This is a genomic window from Vibrio vulnificus NBRC 15645 = ATCC 27562, from assembly GCF_002224265.1.
In the GTDB taxonomy this organism is placed as follows: domain Bacteria; phylum Pseudomonadota; class Gammaproteobacteria; order Enterobacterales; family Vibrionaceae; genus Vibrio; species Vibrio vulnificus.
In genome coordinates this window covers 2,968,576-2,989,534 of record NZ_CP012881.1, presented here as the reverse complement: position 1 = coordinate 2,989,534, position 20,959 = coordinate 2,968,576, and the positions used below count along the sequence as shown (strand labels likewise).

The following is a 20,959-nucleotide window of genomic DNA, read 5'->3' as shown; positions in this document are numbered from 1 at the left end:
CACGCGGCATGAATCCCTCTTAAACGCCTTGTTATGAGAATGAGCTTACGTTAGAACTCTACTAACCCCATTATCTCTGCCGTTGCTAGACCATTGAAAGGCCCTTCAATGGAACTCGCGAGATTCTCTAGAGCATCTCTGTCCAAGTGCTTGATGCGTTCATCGCTTGGTGGCTCAAAATAAATAAAGCCACTCAGAACTTCGTTTAATGTCGTAATTTCTACATCATCTAAAACAGATTTGAGTTTTTCGGCTTCAACTTGAGCGCACTCGAACTCTTTCAGATTGTAAATGTATATAAAAACTTCTTTTTTATCACCAAGACTCAAACTATCAAACCAGACAGATTTGGGGAAACTTAAGACCGTTTGCTTTCCTAGTTCATCGCATTGTTGCCACTTATCATTCCAGCTTTTTAAGTAGCTAAACTTATCAACATGTGTAGAACAGCCACTTAGAAGTAAAAATAACAAACATGCTATAGACTTTTTCATCATATCCCTATGAGTTAAAAGTGAAATCTCATAACGCCCTGTTAAGGTGTGAGCAACGCAATACCGAAGCTCCTGCACACCACCTTAAACACTAAAATCAACGCATGGTGAAAATGCCACGCGTTGCGAATCACTCTTAAACAGTTTGTTAGCTGTTTTTTGCCACGTCTTTCATCAACGCAGCTTTCGACGCCGGTATTAGGACAGGCGGACACCCTTTTCGAACAGGTAGATATAGATCTTGCGCGTTGCGCAAAACAAAATTCCCTAGTCGATACCCACGTCCAACCCAAACAGAGTCTTCGGGAGAACCAACCACAACTATCGAATGGCATCCATTAGTGCAGGTATATATCGTATCGGTTTTATCTCTAGTTAATGTTGCTTCAGACAGTGTTTGCTTCGTTCCACAGGTTGAACACGATGTATAGATTTCATGATCGGTAGGCAATCTAGCCCCATCTGGAGCATTTAAGTTCCCGACTAAAACATCTTCTACACGAACTAATTCAGGAATAAGAGCTAGCCCCATATACGCTATGCCAATTCCTGCAAGCACTCGCCCATAAGATTCATCTGAGTTTGATACACCAGCATGAGAGCCAGCACCACCTGCAACTGACATAAACTCCATTACTAGCTTTGCTTCTCTGGTACGCAATAAGCCATTCGCTTCAAGCTGCTTTCTCGCAGCCCCACCAGTTTTGTTTGTATTTAGAGTTAGTTTGGCAACATGATCGAACAATGATTCTAATGCCGTCCTAACTTGCGCATTAGCAGATTCCCATTCTGACCTCTGAAAAGCTGAGAATGCATGAGAAAAATGCAATTCAGACTCTTGCAACCCCTGACGGCGTAAGCGCTCAGTCAGCTTATTAAATATATCTTCCATCGTACCCACTTATTCAAAACAGCTAACGCTGCGTTAAGGGGTGAGTGCCGCCTAAACCAAGTTTCCGCACACCACTTTAACCACAAAAATCACCGCAAACCAAAAATGCCACGCGGCATGAATCCCGCTTAAACGCCTTGTTATGTTTAAGACTCGAACGGTTAAGTTTTACGATACCAAGAGCTTAACTCGACTTATCTTTGAAAACCAAAGTTAGAAGCTAAAAAGCTGAATTAACTCATAAATTTGATTCTAATGATTTTGAGTTTTAGTGTGAGAAGCCGAAAACTGGAGTTCAAACTTTGAAACTAAGACGCTTTATTCGACTCACAAATGCACTGAGCTTTAATGAGGCAACTCTCAGAATTTTTCGCGCCCACGAATTGGTGTCCAGAAAACAGCGCCCAATGAGGTTAACTTGCCGACAAGACCAAAATTAGAAAGCCGAGAATGCAAAGAAGAGATGCAACCAACTGATTTTACGCGATTAAACATAACGCTGCGTTAAGGGGTGAGTGCCGCCTAAACCAACTTTCCGCACACCACTTTCACCACAAAAATCACCGCAAACCAAAAATGCCACGCGGCATGAATCCCGCTTAAACGCCTTGTTAGCTGGTAATTTCACTGAAAATTTCGACCCACTGTTTCGGATTAGCCGTGATAAAAACAAACGTTGAATCATTTGATAAAGTGATTCGAATTGCCTCAGTTGTAATCGGAATGATTCCACCACCCTTACCCACATCTTGAATCACTGACTTTATTTCATCACGCTTGATATGGTAGGGACCGAGGCCAAGCTGCTCGTTAAATGGGACAAAAACAACCTCTGTATCCGTCAACGACAGCTTACCGTCCGCCTTTGCCACACCTATTTGTACCGTTGCAAATGATGACTTTATCGGTTCTTTAAACATAGACAATCCTTTTTCTGATGAATATTCCACTTACCAGCTAACGCCGCGTTAAGGGGCGCAGGCACGCACTACAAAAGTGGCTGCATAACACCTTAACCACTAAACAAACTGCAAACCGAAAATGCCACGCGTGCCAAGTCCCTCTTTAACGCTTTGTTATGTTTATTTGGCCTAAGATTTCAAACAGTTAAATGCTTCAGCGACTGTTTCAAACTGAATTTTTGTCAAACAGACTTCCGCTAAACAGAACTCATGACGTTGAATCAATCTAGACGCTTCCTCTGCTGAAATCTGGATTGAGTTTCCAATCAAGTTAACTACTGAGCCATCTGAAACAATTGAATGGACAAAACCTTCAGAATCAATGACTCGATCGCTTGGACTAACGATCAAATCCAAACACTCGCAATTCAAATCAGCTTCAGAACCCAAATAAACAAGCTCATCGTCACCATCTAATTTCAGAATACCAGGCCAATTGACCATGAACTTCTCCGATAAACATAACGCCCAATTAAGGGGTGAACAACGCTACCACCCATACCTAAAGCATTGTGCCATAAACACTAAATTTGAAGTAGAAGCAAAAATGCCAAGCGTTGTGAATCCCTCTTAAATTGCTTGTTAGAACTATTTATCACCGATGGACGCTTCGTACTTTTCTAAATTCGCTAGGTGTTGCAATATCCAACACGTCCAATAGCTTATAGATCGTAGTGACCAGTTTTTCTCTATCATGATCAGCAACAAACATTGCTCGAAGTAAGTAGAAGTACTCTGTTTCGTTAGCATTGAACTCATACTCTACTTCTAGTCCACATTTTCCGGTTCCCGATAATTTGAAACCACCAGTTTTGTAGTCTTGTTCAAAGTACACTCCAGTAATATAGCCCTCACCAGCCTTTTCGTGCCGTTTAACATCGCTTATATCAATAGTTGATGAAAAAATTTCTTTAGCTTTAACGTTGTTTATTAGTAGTTCAGATACCTCAAGAGCTCTAACTACCTCCAACTCTTCCGGAATATGGAATTCGTGCTCAACTTTATTTCGGAGGTTTCTAACCTCAGAAATCATGAAGCTTGGTGCAAAGCCTAAAGCACAGAACAACCTAAGACTCATAGGTTTGATGTCTTGTTCTTTTTCGGATAGTACGTGAGCACAGAAATCCAAAGCACTCTTCTCTATATTATTTGGATCTATAGATAAACTTCTTAAAACGACTTCAATTAGACAATCGATACTTCGCTTCGCATTGGATAAAGCATTGATTAAACCTTTAGGACTTATTTCGGACATGTCTTTTTGAGCATAACTTAGATAATCAAAAGGCATCACCTGAAATTTAAAGCCAAATTTAATATTGTCATGAGCCCCTACACTGATATTCGTATAGTCAAGCTTCACGTGCTCGAACACCTGTTTAGGTGAAGATACTTTTTCTATTTCTTTACTCATAATCCCAAGATAGTTCTAACGCCGCGTTAAGGGGTGAATGCCGCCTAAACCAAGTTTCCGCAGACCACTTTCACCACCAAAACCAACCGCATACCAAAAATGCCACGCGGCATGAATCCCACTTAAACGCTTTGTTAGGTGAATTTATACCGCTGAAATATAAACGCAAACTTCTCTCTCACCACCTTGCATACGAAGTGTTTGATTTTCTACGTAAGTAACACCAAGTTTATCGATAACTGACTTTGAACGGTCATTACCAACAAGATGCATGACCTTTAACTCTCGCAATCCATGACTTTCTTTTGCGTATTCAATCAATGCCTTTGAAGCTTCAGTCGCATAACCTTGCCCCCAAAAATCAACGCCCAACCAATAACCCAAGATACCTTGGCCATCTTTTGAGCTCCTCAAACTCACGGCTCCAATAAGCTCTAACGATTCTTTACGGACAATCGCATAAACAATACTCTCTCCGCTGGCAAAGCCAATTTCATGCGTTTCGATCCATGAAATTGCATCTGAAACTTTATATGGATGCGGTATGTTTGCCGTCATTTCTGCGATTCGTTTATCACCGGCCAACACAGATACTTGCTCTGCATCAGAGTGTTCAAATGGCCTAAGAATTAAACGTTCCGTTTCTAAAACTTGCTGCATTATTCCCCCAATTCACCTAACGCCGCGTTAAGGGGTGAATGCCGCATAAACCAACCTTCCGCAGAGCACTTTCACCACCAAAACTCACCGCATACCAAAAATGCCATGCGGCATGAATCCCACTTAAACGCATTGTTATGTGTTTGAGCCTATTGATTCAGCAATAAGCCTGTTCATGCGATCCTTAACCGATTTATTAGGCCATGGCTCAGCCAAAACCCAAATTGGAACGGATAAGCCAGCTTTTGTATGCGAGTAGACTATATACAACAACACTGTAGTATCTGTTGGTTCTAAATTATTGAGTTTTAGCGATGTATCAACAGCATCTAGATATAGACCATTTTCCATCTGTCTTGCATACATTTCATTGAGTTCATTCCACTCTTTTGTCGACTCAGCAGCAAGACAGTTTAGAGAAAATAGACACAAGAAAAGATTGATAAATTTTGTCATATATTCCTTTACACATAACGCCGCGTTAAGGGGTGAATGCCGCATAAACCAAGCTTGCGCAGACCACTTTCACCACCAAAACCAACCGCATACCAAAAATGCCACGCGGCATGAATCCCGCTTAAACGCCTTGTTATGCTTAAGCTTCAATGGGTTACGTTTTCTGGAAACAAGATTAACTCGACTTTGATTTACAAACAAAAACCAAAACGTAGAAAACCGAAATGAATCATAGTTTTGACAATCAGGCTCAGAATTTTGGCAAATCTAGTTTGAAGTTTGAAAACCTAGAAATGGATTTCTGATTGAGCCACCCGCCCTAACCTCGCGCTTACCCTAAAATTGATTGAGGCAACTCTCTGAATTTTTAGCGCCCAAGAATGGATGTCCAGAAAATAACGCCCACAAAAGCCAACTTGCCGACAAACACCAAACTGACAAGCTGAGGGAACAAAGAAAAACCATAAACCACTGATTTTACCTGATTAAGCATAACGCCCAATTAAGTGGTGAGCAACGCACAAACCAACCTGCCGCACACCACCTTAAACACCCAAAATCACCGCAAACCAAAAATGCCACGCGTTGGGAATCCGCTTGAATTGTTTGTTATACGAGCGTACGCATACAGCCAAACTGGGCAAAAACAGATTACCCAAAACTCAAAAAACCACAATTAAACCAAACACTTTTTGTGATTCAACAAACAACCAAAGTAACTATGTGCAGAAGGAAGTTCAACAACAAATGAACAGGAACATTCAGCCAACACCGAAGCCTTTGTACAACTAAACTCAACGCTGCTGACTTTCAGCAAAAAACAGACTGCCGATTAACTTGCCCTACCCACATTTTGCGCGAGAAAAGGCCGATTCAAAATACACTGCCAAAGGCAACAAGAACGAGAAACAACGGAAATTTTGGACACTTCGTATAACGCCCTGTTAAGGTGTGAGCAACGCAATACCGAAGCTCCCGCATACCCCTAAACCACTAAAACTAACGCATAGTAAAAATGCCACGCGTTGCGAATCACTCTTAAACAGTTTGTTAGGCGATTTTTTCAACAGGTGCAGACTCATGCATTACACCACGTTTTATATTCGCAAGTGTTTCATCGACAAGAGGTCTGAAAGCAGGGTCTTTATACATGTTAGTTAACACTGATATTGTAGTACTTGCAGAACCTCCAAAAGTAAATTTCGGAGCATGAAAACTATTTCGTTCTAAGTTAAAGCCATACTCTCCATTGAAAATGAGCTCTGAACCATCAAATTCACAACGCTTAAATGTCCTTCCGTCTAATACAACTTGCTGAACACCAAAAGTCTTTCCTTCAATGTTTTCAAACTCTTTTAGCTCTTTTTTAGCATTAACAGTTGGCTTAAATATCAGCCACAAAGAAGCACCAACAATCGGGACAAGAATAAGAAACCAAACAGGGATAGTGATCGATTTAGATAGATAGTCACCGTAAAACTGGTTCCACCCGAGAGCGATCGTTACGACTGCACTAAAAACTGAAACTATAAACATGGATATAACAATCAATGGATTGTTCTGTAGATTTTTGGATACACGTTCTATCATTTAATTCTCCTATCGCCTAACGCTGCGTTAAGGGGTGAATGCCGCATAAACCAACCTTCCGCACACCACTTTCACCACCAAAACTCACTGCAAACCAAAAATGCCACGCGGCATGAATCCCGCTTAAACGCCTTGTTATGCTGAAGCTTCAATGGCTTACGTTTTACTAAAAACAAGATTAACTCGACTTTGATTCACAAACAAAAGCCAAAAACCAAAAAACTGAAATGACTCATGATTTTGAAAATCAGACTTTGAAATTTGGCAGCTAAAACGAAAAAACCTAAGATCAAATCTCTGATTGAGCCAACAGCCCTAACCTCGCGCTTGCCCAAGAATTGAATGAGGCAATTCTCTGAATTTCTAGCGCCAAAGAATAAGTGTCCGAAAAACAGCGCTCAAAAAAGCCAGCTTGCCGACAAACACAAAACTGAAAAGCCTAGGGAACAAAGAAAAACCATAAACCACTGATTTTAGGTGATTAAGCATAACGCTGCGTTAAGGGGTGAATGCCGCCTAAACCAAGTTTCCGCACACCACTTTCACCACAAAAACCAACCGCATACCAAAAATGCCACGCGGCATGAATCCCTCTTAAACGCCTTGTTATGCTTAAGCTTCAATGGGTTACGTTTGACCAGAACCAAGATTAACTCGACTTTGATTTACAAGCAAAAACAAAACGTAGAAAACCGAAATGAATTATAGTTTTGACAATCAAGCTCGGAACTTTGGCAAATCTAGTTTGAAGTTTGAAAACTTAGAAATGGATTTCTGATTGAGCCAACCTCCCTAACCTCGCACTTGCCCGAGAATTGATTGAGGCAACTCTCTGAATTTCTAGCGCCAAAGAATAAGAGTCCGAAAAACAGCGCTCAAAAAAGCCAACTTGCCGACAAACACAAAACTGAAAAGCCGAGGGAACAGAGAAAAAACCACAAACCACTGATTTTAGGTGATTAAGCATAACGCCCAATTAAGGTGTGAACCACGCGACCACTACACTCAAATTGAACACCGTAAACACTGAATTAAACCCAAACCAAAAATGCCAAGCGTGGTGAATCACTCTTAAATTGTTTGTTATGTATCACCGACGATACCAGACTTTCTCTGGCTTCTGGGCTAATTGCCAATCAACATAGTCTTGCGGTGGTCGTTCTATATCGATGATATGTTCTAGGCCAAAAGGAATTTCCACACCAAACCCCAGATATACATTTTCATCATTCGGTTCAACGCAACAAGGTTGGAAATCCAGTATGCCGATAAACTTATCGCCGACAATTTCAGATACGATTAAGTACCCTCGCTCAGATTCAATGTGAATTTCACCAGCTTCATCTTCACACTCGATTTCCAAAATTACTTTAGCTGCATCCCCAACTTTCAAGGCTTTCCTATCGTTTAAGGAAGGAATCCAAAAAGTATCAGGATGCTCTCTATGGCACGCTTCTCCGTTTCGAAGCTGCCAGAAATCGTCTTTAAAGTTGGCTAATTCCATAAATCCTCATGTGATACATAACGCTGCGTTAAGGGGTGAGTGCCGCTCAAACCAACCTTCAGCAGACCACTTTCACCACCAAAACTCGCCGCATACCAAAAATGCCACGCGGCATGAATCCCTCTTGAACGCCTTGTTATGCTTAAGCTTCAATGGGTTACGTTTTGCTAGAACCAAGATTAACTCGACTTTGATTTACAAACAAAAGACAAAACGTAGAAAACCGAAATGACTCATTGTTTTAAAAATCGGACTTTGAAATTTGGCGACTAAAACTCAAAAAGCCAAGTTCAAATATCTGATTAAGCCAACTGCCCTAACCTCGCGCTTACGCGAAAACTGATTTAGGCAATTCTCTGAACTTCCAGCGCCAAAGAATAAGTGTCCAGAAAACAGCGCCCACTGAAACCAACTTGCCGACGAGCTCAAAGTCAAAAAGCTGAGGGAACAAAGAAAAGCCATAAACCACTGATTTTACGTGATTAAGCATAACGCCGCGTTAAGGGGTGAATGCCGCATAAACCAAGCTTCCGCAGACCACTTTCACCACCAAAACTCACTGCAAACCAAAAATGCCACGCGGCATGAATCCCGCTTAAACGCCTTGTTATGCACGATCCCGATCAACCAAGAAGCCATTAAGAATCTTAGCTATTAGCCAAATAACGGGCATAGAAACTAAGGTCACACTAATACACCAGAACAACCACAACCCAGCTAAATATCCAAAGTCAATATGACTTCCCGAATGATATTGATGCTGCGGATTGTGTTGCCATGCAGCGTATAAAATCACAAAACCTACAAAGCATCCAAGACAAAAGCTAAGTAAGCTAGCTATTTTGAAAGGTCTCATTTTTCACCTGGTGCATAACGCTGCGTTAAGGGGTGAATGCCGCCTAAACCAGCTTTCCGCAGACCACTTTCACCACAAAACTCACTGCAAACCAAAAATGCCACGCGGCATGAATCCCACTTAAACGCCTTGTTATGTTTAAGACTCGAACGGTTAAGTTTTACGACACCAAGAGCTTAACTCGACTTAACTTTGAAAACCAAAACCAGACGCTAAAAAGCTGAATTAACTCATAAATTTGATTCTAATGATTTTGAGTTTTAGCGTGAGAAGCCGAAAACTGGAGTTGAAACTTTGAAACTTTGAAACTTTGAAACAAAGACGCTTTATTCGACTCCCAAATGCACTGAGCTTTAATGAGGCAACTCTCAGAATTTTTCGCGCCCAAGAATTGGAGTCCAGAAAACAGCGCCCAATGAGGTTAACTTGCCGACAAGACCAAAATTAGAAAGCCGAGAATGAAAAGAAGAGATGCAACCAACTGATTTTACGTGATTAAACATAACGCCGCGTTAAGGGGTGAATGCCGCATAAACCAAGCTTCCGCAGACCACCTTCACCACCAAAACTCACCGCATACCAAAAATGCCACGCGGCATGAATCCCTCTTAAACGCCTTGTTATGTTTAAGGCTCAAAGGGTTAAGTTTGCGATACCAATAGCTTAACTCGACTTACCTTTGCAAACCAAAACCAGACGCTAAAAAGCTGAATTAAATCATAATTTTGATTGTGCCGACTTTGACTTATAACGTGAGAAATCGAAAAGATGGGGCTCTAACTTTGAAATCAAAATCACTTCACTCACCTCGCCTACATTCTGGAATTCAATGAGGCAACTCTCTGAATTTTTAGCGCCCACGAATTGGAGTCCAGAAAACAGCGACCACTAAACGTAACTTGCCGACAAGACCAAAATTAGAAATACGAAGAAACAAAGAATAGATGCAACCCACTGTTTTTACGTGACTAAACATAACGCTGCGTTAAGGGGTGAATGCCGCATAAACCAAGCTTCCGCAGACCACTTTCACCACCAAAACTCAACGCAAACCAAAAATGCCACGCGGCATGAATCCCTCTTAAACGCCTTGTTATGTTCACATTGCTCAAATAGTATGCCCACATTTTTGACATTCGATTTTTTTATCTTTTAACGATTGCGTAAAGTTTGATTTCCCACAGTTGTCGCAAAACTTAGCACCGCGTATGTTCATAAAAGTTATTAGCGCAACAATGGGGACAATTACAATCCAGAATTGATGTTTAAAAAACCCCATCAAGTTAACGATGAACAAAAATAAAGCGCCCGTCACGACAGAGAATGCTGGATAATATTTCCTCTTAAACTGTGTATTTTTATTCGCATAGAACAACACATAACCGAGGAGTGAAACACCCGCCCAAACACCAAAAGCTATTTGTACTTTTTCATCCATATCTACAATCCATCTTGTGAACATAACGCCGCGTTAAGGGGCGCAGGCACGCAATACTAAAGCTACCGCACAGTGCCGTAACCACTGAACCCAACGCAAACCGAAAATGCCACGCGTGCCAAGTCCCTCTTGAACGCTTTGTTATGTGTAATTTAAGGGCAATCTTGTGCTACTTTGGGTAACTCAACTTTATCTAAACCAACTCTAGCACCACAATAAAAGACGTACTCAGAACAATGATGATTAGAGTCCTTTATTGTCAATGAGTTATCTTTAAAGGAGAATTCTAGCTCACAATTAATGTTGTATTCGGCCTCACTGTAGCTATAGACGAGTTTATTGTCGACATAGTTCATTTGCAGTGGCCCACCAACGCCTTCAATCGGAGAAGCAATATGGCAAACATGAAAATTAGCCCCCCCAAATAAGACCCTCGACCGAGTAGTTTCCAGCGGGCCTTGAAATTTTTACGTAAGTAGACTGAATCTCTGACTCTTCAGATGAAAAACTGGTTATCTCATCAGCAACCAAATAACACCCTTCAATTGATTCAGCATACACATAAGGCACACACAGCAAACCTAAAACAGCTGCGAATTTTTGCATAGTATCCTCATTACACATAACGCCGCGTTAAGGGGCGCCGGCACGCACTACAACGTGACCGCATCACACCTTAACCACTAAACCAACTGCAAACCGAAAATGCCACGCGTGCCAAGTCCCTCTTAAACGCTTTGTTAGCTGGTAATTTCACTGAAAATTTCGACCCACTGTTTCGGATTAGCCGTGATAAAAACAAACGTTGAATCATTTGATAAAGTGATTCGAATTGCATCAGTTGTGATCGGAATGATTCCACCACCCTTACCCACATCTTGAATCACTGACTTTATTTCATCACGCTTGATATGGTAGGGACCGAGGCCAAGCTGCTCGTTAAATGGGACAAAAACAACCTCTGTATCCGTCAACGACAGCTTACCGTCCGCCTTTGCCACACCTATTTGTACCGTTGCAAATGATGACTTTATCGGTTCTTTAAACATAGACAATCCTTTTTCTGATGAATATTCCACTTACCAGCTAACGCTGCGTTAAGGGGTGAGTGCCGCCTAAACCAAGTTTCCGCAGACCTCTTTCACCACCAAAACTCAACGCAAACCAAAAATGCCACGCGGCATGAATCCCGCTTAAACGCCTTGTTATGTTTAAGGCTCAAAGGGTTAAGTTTTACGATACCAAGAGCTTAACTCGACTTAACTTTGAAAACCAAAGTTAGAAGCTAAAAAGCTGAATTAACTCATAATTTTGATTGTACTGATATTGAAGTTTTAGCGTGAGAAACCGAAAACTGGTGCTCAAACGTTGAAACTAACATCGCTTCATTCGACTCACAAACGCACTGAACTTAAATGAGGCAACACTCTGAATTTTTAGCGCCCACGAATTGGAGTCCAGAAAACAGCGACCACTGAATTTAACTTGCCGACAAGACCAAAATTAGAAATACGAAGGAACAAAGAAAAGATGCAACCAACTGATTTTACGTGACTAAACATAACGCCGCGTTAAGGGGTGAATGCCGCATAAACCAAGCTTCTGCAGACCACTTTCACCACCAAAACTCACCGCAAACCCAAAATGCCACGCGGCATGAATCCCGCTTAAACGCCTTGTTATGCTTAAGCTTCAATGGGTTACGTTTGACCAAAACCAAGATTAACTCGACTTTGATTTACACACAAAAACCAAAACGTAGAAAACCGAAATGAATCATAGTTTTGATAATCAGACTTCGGATTTTGGCAAAACTGGCTTGGAGTTGAAAACCTAAAAATGGATTTCTGATTGAGCCAACCGCCCTAACCTCGCGCTTGCCCGAGAATTGAATGAGGTAATTCTCTGAATTTCCAGCGCCAAAGAATAAGTGTCCGAAAAACAGTGCTCAAAAAAGCTGGCTTGCCGACAAACACAAAACTGAAAAGCCTAGGGAACAAAGAAAAACCATAAACCACTGATTTTACGTGATTAAGCATAACGCTGCGTTAAGGGGTGAATGCCGCCTAAACCAAGCTTCCGCAGACCACTTTCACCACCAAAACTCACCGCATACCAAAAATGCCACGCGGCATGAATCCCGCTTAAACGCCTTGTTATGCTTAAGCTTCAATGGCTTACGTTTTACTAAAAACAAGATTAACTCGACTTTGATTCACAAACAAAAGCCAAAAACCAAAAAACTGAAATGACTCATGATCGGCGTTTTTCAAGGTAGTTGTCATCATTCGCTTAGTTATTAAGCGGCTTTTCTTTCTGGATTTAGATGAACCTCACCAACGGGTTCACAGTTCCTTATCTTGCCTGACCAACGCTCTGGGTGTCGCTCTCTTGCTACCGACAACACATCCGAACGACGTCTTAAAATCTCGCTATCTTTACCACTGTGACGCTCTGATGGCGTAACGTAATTTAACTTACTGTGCTTGTGCTCGGTGTTGTACCAACGTACGAACGCCTCAACCCAACTACGACTTGCATCGAGTTGTTCAAAGCCTTTTGTTGGCCAGCTAGGCATGTACTTCACTGTGCGGAACAGCGACTCAACATACGGGTTATCATCACTGACTCTCGGGCGACTGTATGATGAAGTAATACCAAGCTCATCCATTTTCGCTCTGAACGTCAGTGACTTCATTGGCGCACCATTGTCCGAGTGAAGTACCAGTGGCTGATTAAAGCATTGCTCGCGCATCAGCGTCCGCTGCAATAACTGTGACGCTAACTCACCGCATTCACATTCGTAGACATCATAGCCAACGATTTTTCGGCTATAGATATCTTCAATCACGTAGAGGTAATAGTGCTGTCCCTTAACCACAGATGGCAAGTACGTAATGTCCCATGTGTACACCTGATTGGGACCTGTTGCCGTATAACTTGTTGGCTTGGCCTGCCTTTGTCGACTTCGCTGACGACCTCGGGTATGAAGCTGACCTTCTGCTTTCAAAACCCGATAGTAGCTCGACTCTGAAGCAATATACTCACCGTTATCAAGCAACGTCGGGACAATTTGAGTTGGTGGTAAACTTGCGTATTCAGGGCGGTTGCACACCTCAATAATCGCATTGCGCTCTTGCGGTGATAGCTTGTTAGCAGGCACAGGTCTAACGCAGGTCGGTCTTTTGTCTGTCCGTATTTCACCTCGCTGATACCAGCGTCGATACGTTCTCAAGTCGATTTGAACTTCATTGCAGGCGTACTCTAGACGGCAGCCACTTCGCTTGGCATCGTGGATAAGAGTGAGCAAGTATTGCCTTTCATCGGTTGAGGTTAATCTTCCTCTGGCTCTTCCCCGTAAAAGGCTCTCAGCTTTTTTCGAAGCACCAATAGCGCCGCCGTTTCCGCTAACGCTTTTTCTTTAAAGCGTAACTCTTTTTTCAGCTCTTTAATTTCAAGTTTGTCAGCTTTAGCTTGTTTCTTGGCTTCAGCCTCACGCTCTTTGGCAGACATAAACCCTTGCATACACTCACTTCGCCAACCTTGCACTTGTTCAGGGAACAAGCCTTTCTCGCGACAATACTGACTGAGTTCATTCTCCGTCATCGAGTAAGTTTCAGCGACAATGGCGAGTTTAGTTTGAGCAGACCACTGCTCTGATGAAGTATGACTATTTGGCACAGCGGCTCCTGAACGTCTAAGTTGCTGCCGCCAATGATACAGGGTGGCTGTGCTAATACCTTCCTCTTTTGCTACTTGGCTTACAGACATTGAATAAGGAGGCAGTAGCTTCTTCAATATGGCTTCTTTTCTTTCTGTTGGAATGCGATTCAAAACTCACTCATTACCACCCAAACTGGTTAAATTTTAACAGTGACAACTATCCTGCCAGAGGGGGTGATTTTGAAAATCAGACTTTGAAATTTGGCAGCTAAAACGAAAAAACCTAAGATCAAATCTCTGATTGAGCCAACCGCCCTAACCTCGCGCTTGCCCGAAAATTGAATGAGGCAACTCTCTGATTTTCTAGCGCCAAAGAATAAGTGTCCGAAAAACAGCGCTCAAAAAAGCCAGCTTGCCGACAAACACAAAACTGAAAAGCCTAAGGAACAAAGAAAAACCATAAACCACTGATTTTAGGTGATTAAGCATAACGCCGCGTTAAGGGGTGAATGCCGCATAAACCAAGCTTCTGCAGACAACTTTCACCACCAAAACTCACTGCATACCAAAAATGCCAGGCGGCATGAATCCCGCTTAAACGCCTTGTTATGTTTAAGACTCAATGGGTTAAGTTTTACGAAACCAAGAGCTTAACTCGACTTACCTTTGAAAACCAAAACCAGACGCTAAAAAAGCTGAATTAACTCATAAATTTAGTCGTAATGACTTTGAATTTTAGCGTGAGAAACCGAAAACTTGAGCTCAAACTTTGAAACTAAGATCGCTTCATTCGACTCACAAACGCACTGAACTTAAATGAGGCAACTCTCTGAACTTTTAGCGCCCACGAATTGGAGTCCAGAAAACAGCGAACACTGAAGTTAACTTGCCGACAAGACCAAAATTAGAAAGCCGAAAATGCAAAGAAAAGATGCAACCAACTCATTTTACGTGATTAAACATAACGCCCAATTAAGGGGTGAGCAACGCCACCACCCAACCTAACGCATTGTACCGTAAACACTAAATTTGAAGTAGAAGCAAAAGTGCCAAGCGTTGAGAATCCCTCTTAAATTGCTTGTTATGTACGTGCTCAAAGGGATGCTCCATCTATTTTAACGATTGGAATTTCACTGATATTTAACCCACTAAAACAACGAGCATTTACAGCCCAACCAGTAAATGGGATTTTGCCTGCCTCGATTTCAGCTTTGGTCAATTGGCTAGGTTTACGAAACGGCAGAATACCGCATTTAGGGCAAAAGTAGTCTTCTGCGGTCTCACTACCCCATTGGTATAAAACTGCATTTTCTAGGGGAGTTAGAACCGTCAAATTCTCTGCTGGCACTCTAAAATTTAGCGCACCTCTACGGATACAGATGGAACAATTACACTCTCGAAGATGGTCAATATCGGCTAAAACTTCGAATTTAATGAGACCACAGTGACATGAACCGGAATACGTTTTTGGCATCCTGCCTCCTTAGTACATAACGCTGCGTTAAGGGGTGAATGCCGCCCAAACCAACCTTCCGCAAACCAGTTTCACCACAAAAACTCACCGCATACCAAAAATGCCACGCGGCATGAATCCCTCTTAAACGCTTTGTTATGTACGTTTTACGGCAATCACTGAAAAAATATGCCAATGCTTAGGATATCCAATCCTTGTTGCACCAGGCTCATCACGCTCATTGAAACTGACTATTTCAAACTCTTTAAACAAGAGCTCAACTTGTTTTTTACTCAACGGCGCCGTAGGTAAACGATAATTCGTTGCCCAACTATCTCTAGGCCCCATAAAATCGCCGACGAAGACACCACCAACCGCAATAGAAGAGGCAATTTTACTCCATGTATTTTTAAACTCTAGCGGGTCAGCAAAGAACAAACTTGAGTTTGCTATCACTATACCAGCAGAAGGATATTTGAAAGACTCAAATGAACACTCTGAAAGTTTAACCAGTGGTTTTGAACTAAACCTTTCAGAACATATCGCAACAGAGTCTGGGTTAATATCAAAGCCATGCACCTGATAACCTTGCTGCTCTAGATATGCTATCTCACTTCCCGTTCCACAACCGCAATCGACAGCGGTTTTCAGTCCGGACTGATTCAACTCAATTGCGATTTCAGTGCGCGAATTGTGGGGACGTAACAATGATTTTTCGTAGTATTGACGCCAAGTCGCTGAGCTATCATCCATAAAGTTCAATATTCCAATAAAGTACATAACGCCGCGTTAAGGGGCGCAGGCACGCAATACAAAAGCTACCGCACAGTGCCGTAACCACAAAACCCAACGCAAACTGAAAATGCCACGCGTGCCAAGTCCCTCTTTAACGCTTTGTTATGTTTAAGCTTCAAGGGCTTACGTTTTACAAAAACCAAGATTAACTCAGCTTTGATTCGCAAACAAAAGCCAAGAACTAAAAAACTGAAACGACTCATAGATTTGAAAAACAGACTTTGAATTTCGGCAATCAAGCCCAAAAACCTGTGATCAAAATATTGATTGAGCCAGTCGAACCAACCTCGCGCTTACTCGAAAATCGACTGAGGCAATTCTCTGAATTTCCAGCGCCAAAGAATAGATGTCCAGAAAGCAGCGCCAAACGAAGCCAACTTGCCGACAAACACAAAACTCACAAGCCAAGGGAGCAAAGAAAAGATGCAACCAACTGATTTTACGTGACTAAACATAACGCCCAATTAAGGGGTGAACAACGCCACCGCCCAAACCTAAAGCATTGTGCCATAAACACTAAATTTGAAGTAGAAGCAAAAGTGCCGAGCGTTGTGAATCCCTCTTAAATTGCTTGTTATGCATATTTTTCCGACTAACTCGAAACTACATTAGGATCACTTGCCTTACTGACGGTCAGGTGCAAAACAGGGAAAGGTAACTCACCACTTATGCCACCGACCATTTTCTGTATTTCTACTGCAGTAAAAGCGAATAGGTTACAATCACGAAGAGCTGCTAGCTCCAAGCCGATATCTTTACTGGCATTAATTTTTTGAATTGGTTCTAATTCTTGCGCGATTTCAGACCAATCCTTTACATTCTGTAGAAAGTTACCAACGAGCTCAAGTTCATCGTCTGAAAGGTTATCTGTGTAATCCATATAAAATGCTTGGCAACCAGTGATGATTTCAAACATTTCTTTGCCAGTATGGACAACATTTAACTTACTTGGAATCTGAGACTTATCACGAACGACTCTGACATTTCGAATGCTAGGAGCGTCTTTTAATTTTTCTTCTACCCACGTTTCGTGGTTCGTTTTGATAATTCGCAATAACTCTGCGGTATATGTCTCAACCTGATCATCTATTTGTTTGTGATGAAGCCTACAAAGCAAGATTAAGTTTGATACATCATCTATTTTGTCTCTTGGGAAGTCTACGTCACTTCTAGGACCATTTTTTGCGCCAGAAATAATATGGCATTCTTCCCCAACAACCGACTCAGAATCATGATCAGTTTTTTCGAAAACCAAGGTGTGCCTGCACATTGCACATTTGTTTCCAGATTTACCCCAAAGAATTTTCCGATTCTTATCCGAAATAGCCATGATTTCCTCTTATATGCATAACGCCGCGTTAAGGGGTGCAGGCACGCACTACAAAAGTTACCGCACAGCGACTTAATCACTGAACCCAAAGCAAATCGAAAATGCCACGCGTGCCAAATCCCTCTTAAACGCTTTGTTAGCCCAATTTGCACAACGTTAGCGAACAATAGCTTCCGCAACCAATACCGTTCTCTTGGTAGCCAGCCAAACTTTCAAACACATTGAAATGAGATACGACTATTATCTTAGAATAATGCCTGTATCGCGATAACACATTTTCAGCGCGGTTTCTAAGTACTATCCAAGACTCATACGGGACATTATTAGGCTCTGCATTATTTTTCAGTGAAGCGCGATACTCATGCCAACGGCGATCTCTTTCTTGAAGATCTACATAGCCACCGTCCAAGTCCGCTCGCCACTCACGTAGGTCATGTTCAACAAAGAGTTCTAAACCGAGTTTACGGTTTATAATTTCTGCAGTTTGAAGAGCTCTTGTATACGGTGAAGATATGATCACTTCTGCTTTCTCGAGTTGAATTTCTTGAGCAACAGCGTGCAATTCATGTATGTGGTCTCGATGTAAAGGAGCATAATCTTTTTCAAGTTGGCTCATTTTTCGCTCGTCAGATAACGAGTAGTCAGGCACGCCATGCCTTACAAATACGACTTCCATTCGTCTCTAAATCTCCATTTTTACCGGATTGGGCTAACGCCGCGTTAAGGGGTGAATGCCGCATAAACCAAGTTTCCGCACACCACTTTCACCACAAAAATCACCGCAAACCAAAAATGCCACGCGGCATGAATCCCGCTTAAACGCCTTGTTATGCTTAAGCTTCAATGGGTTACGTTTTCTGGAAACAAGATTAACTCAACTTTGATTTACAAACAAAAACCAAAACGTAGAAAACCGAAAAAACTCATGATTTTGAAAATCAGACTTTGAAATTTAGCTGCTGATACTCAAAAACCTAAGATCAAATTGCTGATTGAGCCAACCGCCCTAACCTCGCGCTTACCCGAAAATCGATTGAGGCAATTACCTGAATTTCCAGCGCCAAAGAATTGATGTCCGAAAAACAGCGCTCAAAAAAGCCGACTTGCCGACAAACACAAAACTGAAAAGCTAAGGGAACAAAGAAAAACCATAAACCACTGATTTTACGTGATTAAGCATAACGCCGCATTAAGGTGTGAGCAACGCCACCACGAAGCTAAAACATACCACCTTAAACACAAAACCCAACGATTAGCACCAAAACTGCCAAGCGTTGGGAATCACTCTTAAATGCTTTGTTATGTTGTTGATTTAACGCAAATGCTCGTCAACTTGTGAATGTAAAGCTCCAAAGTCTTCCAACGACATTTCTTTAGACATACAAACTTCGTAAAGACCAGGTTTAACTCGAGATAAAACTAAGTCTTTCCATTTTTTATTGAAGTAGGTAGATACCGTACTTTCTTTCCAGCCAGCTGCTTCGGCTACTTGTTGAAGCTTTATTTGGTTTCCTTCATTTTCACGAAAAAACGAATAAGCGGCGCGAACGTTGTGGTAGTTTTCTGTTGGCATTTGCTAGATCCTCTTTGCAACTAAAGCATTACTTATATATGGGATCTTTGTTTAAAAAGCCAACCACTCCAATGAAATTAATTGCACTTGAACAACATAACGCTGCGTTAAGGGGTGAATGCCGCATAAACCAAGTTTCCGCAGACCATTTTCACCACCAAAACCAACCGCATACCAAAAATGCCACGCGGCATGAATCCCTCTTAAACGCCTTGTTATGAACGTGGTTATCTAGCACAACTTTCTGTACAAATACGAGCTACCTGACGGATATTGAATTCTTTGTACCTTTTGAAAGCCACTCTTTTCATAGAACCTTTGAGCTTCTACACTAAAGGTCGGTGTCTCTAACTCAATATACATACCAGTTCTAACCTGATTTATCAGGAAATTGAGTGCATTCCCCCCAAAACCTTGACGTTGAAAGTTCGGATCTACAAATAGCCTAATCAGGCTTAAATTTTCTTCCGAAAGCGAATAGTAAAATCCGCCAACAACGTTACTTGAACTTTTAATGACAAAGTAAGAATAACGTTCCAGACATCGAGTTTGATACTCGTGGCTATCGAAACCTGGAGGACCAGAACCGCATTGTTTGCGATCGTTCGCAAAAGCTGAAACTTGAATCTCCACTAACTTTTCAATGTCGTCTATGGTCGCTCTTTCGATCATATACATAGATTAACCTTGTAGTTCATAACGCCGCATTAAGGTGTGAGCAACGCTGCCACCAAACCTGAACCATTGCGCCATAAACACGAAACCCAACCTTGAACTGAAATCGCCAAGCGTTGGGAATCACTCTTAAATGCTTTGTTATGCCTTTAACCAGCCAAGTACAAAAAAGATAATTGTTGTCATGGCACCTAATGCGAGCAGTCCCGCAAACACTTTGACAATGACTGGGTTACAAACTTTTCCCTTGCTCTTATCAACCGAGCTTATCCAGCCATATGTACCAACATCGCTCTTGTTAAAAACAACCAAGTATATGTGATTTAAGCACGTCGAAAGTACAAGGGATGAAATTATCAATACGGCTGGAAGCCAGTAAACTGAGTCCAACAAGAAATAGGCAGAAGAAAACCCAGCAACCCCCATTGCAAGGTCAGCAAACTGCCTAGAGCTTGAATAGATGAAGTTTAGAAACTTGCTATCATTGGACTTATCCTCCCATAGAAACGAAAGGAACATTGCTAACATAGTCAAAATGAAAGCCAATACCAAACCAAACTGTAAAGTTGTTACTGAAACATTGTCAGAATTCAACTTTGTCAGAGGGTAAATTTTCTGAGCAATCAAACCAACAGCCAACCACCAAAATACCGGCAAAGGACTAATCATCTGATAATTTTTATAAATTTTGCTAAACATTCCTAAATTAGACTCCAAATTATTAAGGGCATAACGCCGCATTAAGGTGTGAGTAACGCTACCACGAAACCCAACCATACCACCGTAAACACTGAACTCAACGATAGAATGAAAAATGCCAAGCGTTAGGAATCACTCTTAAATGCTTTGTTAGTGCGAAACCGTCGCATACTGCGCAAGTAAAATTTGAAAAAGAATTCTCCAGCCCTTCCCAGTCGACCATTTCTCGAGATGCTATATTTTGCCAATGAAACGCCCATAACAAGAAGCAATGAGCATCCTACGAAATAGAAGGAATCATAATTCATATATGCACGCGAACCATTGCTAAAACCTTTTAATAATCCAATTAAGAAGTTCGCAGTCACTAATGCTAACAAACATATTCCAATACACAGTGGGGTCTTCCTGATGACCATTATTTCCTCTGAACACGTAAAAAGTTGTTTCGTACTAACGCTGCGTTAAGGGGTGATTGCCGCATAAACCAACCTTCCGCAAGCCA

Annotated in this window: 20 protein-coding genes; all 20 read right to left on the bottom strand. The window is 41.8% G+C overall.

The features are described 5' to 3' along the window. Window positions 1-50: 50 nt before the first annotated feature. The 20 genes from AOT11_RS14145 to AOT11_RS13915 all read right to left on the bottom strand — a co-directional run bounded on the left by AOT11_RS14145 (window position 51) and on the right by AOT11_RS13915 (window position 20,454). The gene (locus AOT11_RS14145; protein WP_026050386.1) at window positions 51-494 is read right to left on the bottom strand and encodes a hypothetical protein; all 444 of its coding nucleotides are present in this window, start codon (window positions 492-494) and stop codon (window positions 51-53) included. Between the two features lie 148 nt (window positions 495-642). Then, window positions 643-1,386, bottom strand: coding sequence for a hypothetical protein (locus AOT11_RS23405; protein WP_026050387.1), 744 nt, complete (start codon window positions 1,384-1,386; stop codon window positions 643-645). Between the two features lie 611 nt (window positions 1,387-1,997). Further along, window positions 1,998-2,306, bottom strand: a complete 309-nt coding sequence (locus AOT11_RS14125) for a hypothetical protein (protein ID WP_017428770.1) — start codon at window positions 2,304-2,306, stop codon at window positions 1,998-2,000. Between the two features lie 171 nt (window positions 2,307-2,477). Next, window positions 2,478-2,792, bottom strand: coding sequence for a DUF4144 domain-containing protein (locus AOT11_RS14115; protein WP_017428771.1), 315 nt, complete (start codon window positions 2,790-2,792; stop codon window positions 2,478-2,480). Between the two features lie 151 nt (window positions 2,793-2,943). Beyond that, entirely contained in the window at window positions 2,944-3,762 is an 819-nt protein-coding gene (locus tag AOT11_RS14110; protein ID WP_017420767.1) for a hypothetical protein, read from the bottom strand. Window positions 3,763-3,906: 144 nt separating this feature from the next. Continuing rightward, the gene (locus tag AOT11_RS14100) at window positions 3,907-4,422 is read right to left on the bottom strand and encodes a GNAT family N-acetyltransferase (RefSeq protein ID WP_061778617.1); all 516 of its coding nucleotides are present in this window, start codon (window positions 4,420-4,422) and stop codon (window positions 3,907-3,909) included. A 135-nt stretch (window positions 4,423-4,557) separates the two neighbouring features. Continuing rightward, window positions 4,558-4,878, bottom strand: a complete 321-nt coding sequence (locus AOT11_RS14090; RefSeq protein ID WP_017420765.1) for a hypothetical protein — start codon at window positions 4,876-4,878, stop codon at window positions 4,558-4,560. Window positions 4,879-5,928: 1,050 nt separating this feature from the next. Further along, window positions 5,929-6,468: a hypothetical protein gene (locus tag AOT11_RS14075; RefSeq protein WP_017420773.1), complete on the bottom strand. Its 540-nt coding sequence runs from the start codon at window positions 6,466-6,468 to the stop codon at window positions 5,929-5,931. A gap of 1,090 nt (window positions 6,469-7,558) precedes the next feature. Further along, the gene (locus AOT11_RS14055) at window positions 7,559-7,972 is read right to left on the bottom strand and encodes a hypothetical protein (protein WP_017420778.1); all 414 of its coding nucleotides are present in this window, start codon (window positions 7,970-7,972) and stop codon (window positions 7,559-7,561) included. A gap of 1,964 nt (window positions 7,973-9,936) precedes the next feature. Further along, window positions 9,937-10,266, bottom strand: a complete 330-nt coding sequence (locus AOT11_RS14025) for a hypothetical protein (RefSeq protein WP_026050567.1) — start codon at window positions 10,264-10,266, stop codon at window positions 9,937-9,939. Between the two features lie 411 nt (window positions 10,267-10,677). After that, window positions 10,678-10,872 (bottom strand): hypothetical protein, encoded by a 195-nt coding sequence (locus AOT11_RS14020; RefSeq protein WP_061778619.1) that lies wholly within the window; start codon window positions 10,870-10,872, stop codon window positions 10,678-10,680. A 134-nt stretch (window positions 10,873-11,006) separates the two neighbouring features. Then, complete coding sequence (locus tag AOT11_RS14010) at window positions 11,007-11,315, bottom strand: hypothetical protein (RefSeq protein WP_017420768.1); 309 nt, start codon at window positions 11,313-11,315, stop codon at window positions 11,007-11,009. Between the two features lie 1,250 nt (window positions 11,316-12,565). Further along, window positions 12,566-14,100 (bottom strand): IS3 family transposase gene (locus AOT11_RS13990; protein WP_392396600.1). Its coding sequence is split into 2 segments (ribosomal slippage): window positions 12,566-13,638 and window positions 13,638-14,100, totalling 1,536 coding nucleotides; the frame shifts between segments, so codons are not numbered across the junction. Between the two features lie 922 nt (window positions 14,101-15,022). After that, window positions 15,023-15,403, bottom strand: coding sequence for a GFA family protein (locus AOT11_RS13975; protein ID WP_017420612.1), 381 nt, complete (start codon window positions 15,401-15,403; stop codon window positions 15,023-15,025). Window positions 15,404-15,538: 135 nt separating this feature from the next. Continuing rightward, window positions 15,539-16,135, bottom strand: coding sequence for a class I SAM-dependent methyltransferase (locus AOT11_RS13965; protein ID WP_017420611.1), 597 nt, complete (start codon window positions 16,133-16,135; stop codon window positions 15,539-15,541). Window positions 16,136-16,769: 634 nt separating this feature from the next. Beyond that, window positions 16,770-17,507 (bottom strand): HNH endonuclease signature motif containing protein, encoded by a 738-nt coding sequence (locus tag AOT11_RS13950; protein WP_017420609.1) that lies wholly within the window; start codon window positions 17,505-17,507, stop codon window positions 16,770-16,772. 136 nt (window positions 17,508-17,643) lie between these two features. Continuing rightward, window positions 17,644-18,183, bottom strand: a complete 540-nt coding sequence (locus AOT11_RS13940) for a histidine phosphatase family protein (RefSeq protein WP_017420608.1) — start codon at window positions 18,181-18,183, stop codon at window positions 17,644-17,646. Window positions 18,184-18,819: 636 nt separating this feature from the next. Beyond that, window positions 18,820-19,080, bottom strand: coding sequence for a hypothetical protein (locus AOT11_RS13930; protein ID WP_017420606.1), 261 nt, complete (start codon window positions 19,078-19,080; stop codon window positions 18,820-18,822). A gap of 231 nt (window positions 19,081-19,311) precedes the next feature. Then, a complete protein-coding gene (locus AOT11_RS13920) occupies window positions 19,312-19,758 on the bottom strand; it encodes a GNAT family N-acetyltransferase (protein ID WP_017420605.1) in 447 nt (148 codons plus the stop codon). 138 nt (window positions 19,759-19,896) lie between these two features. Beyond that, window positions 19,897-20,454, bottom strand: a complete 558-nt coding sequence (locus AOT11_RS13915) for a hypothetical protein (RefSeq protein WP_017420604.1) — start codon at window positions 20,452-20,454, stop codon at window positions 19,897-19,899. Window positions 20,455-20,959: the final 505 nt, after the last annotated feature.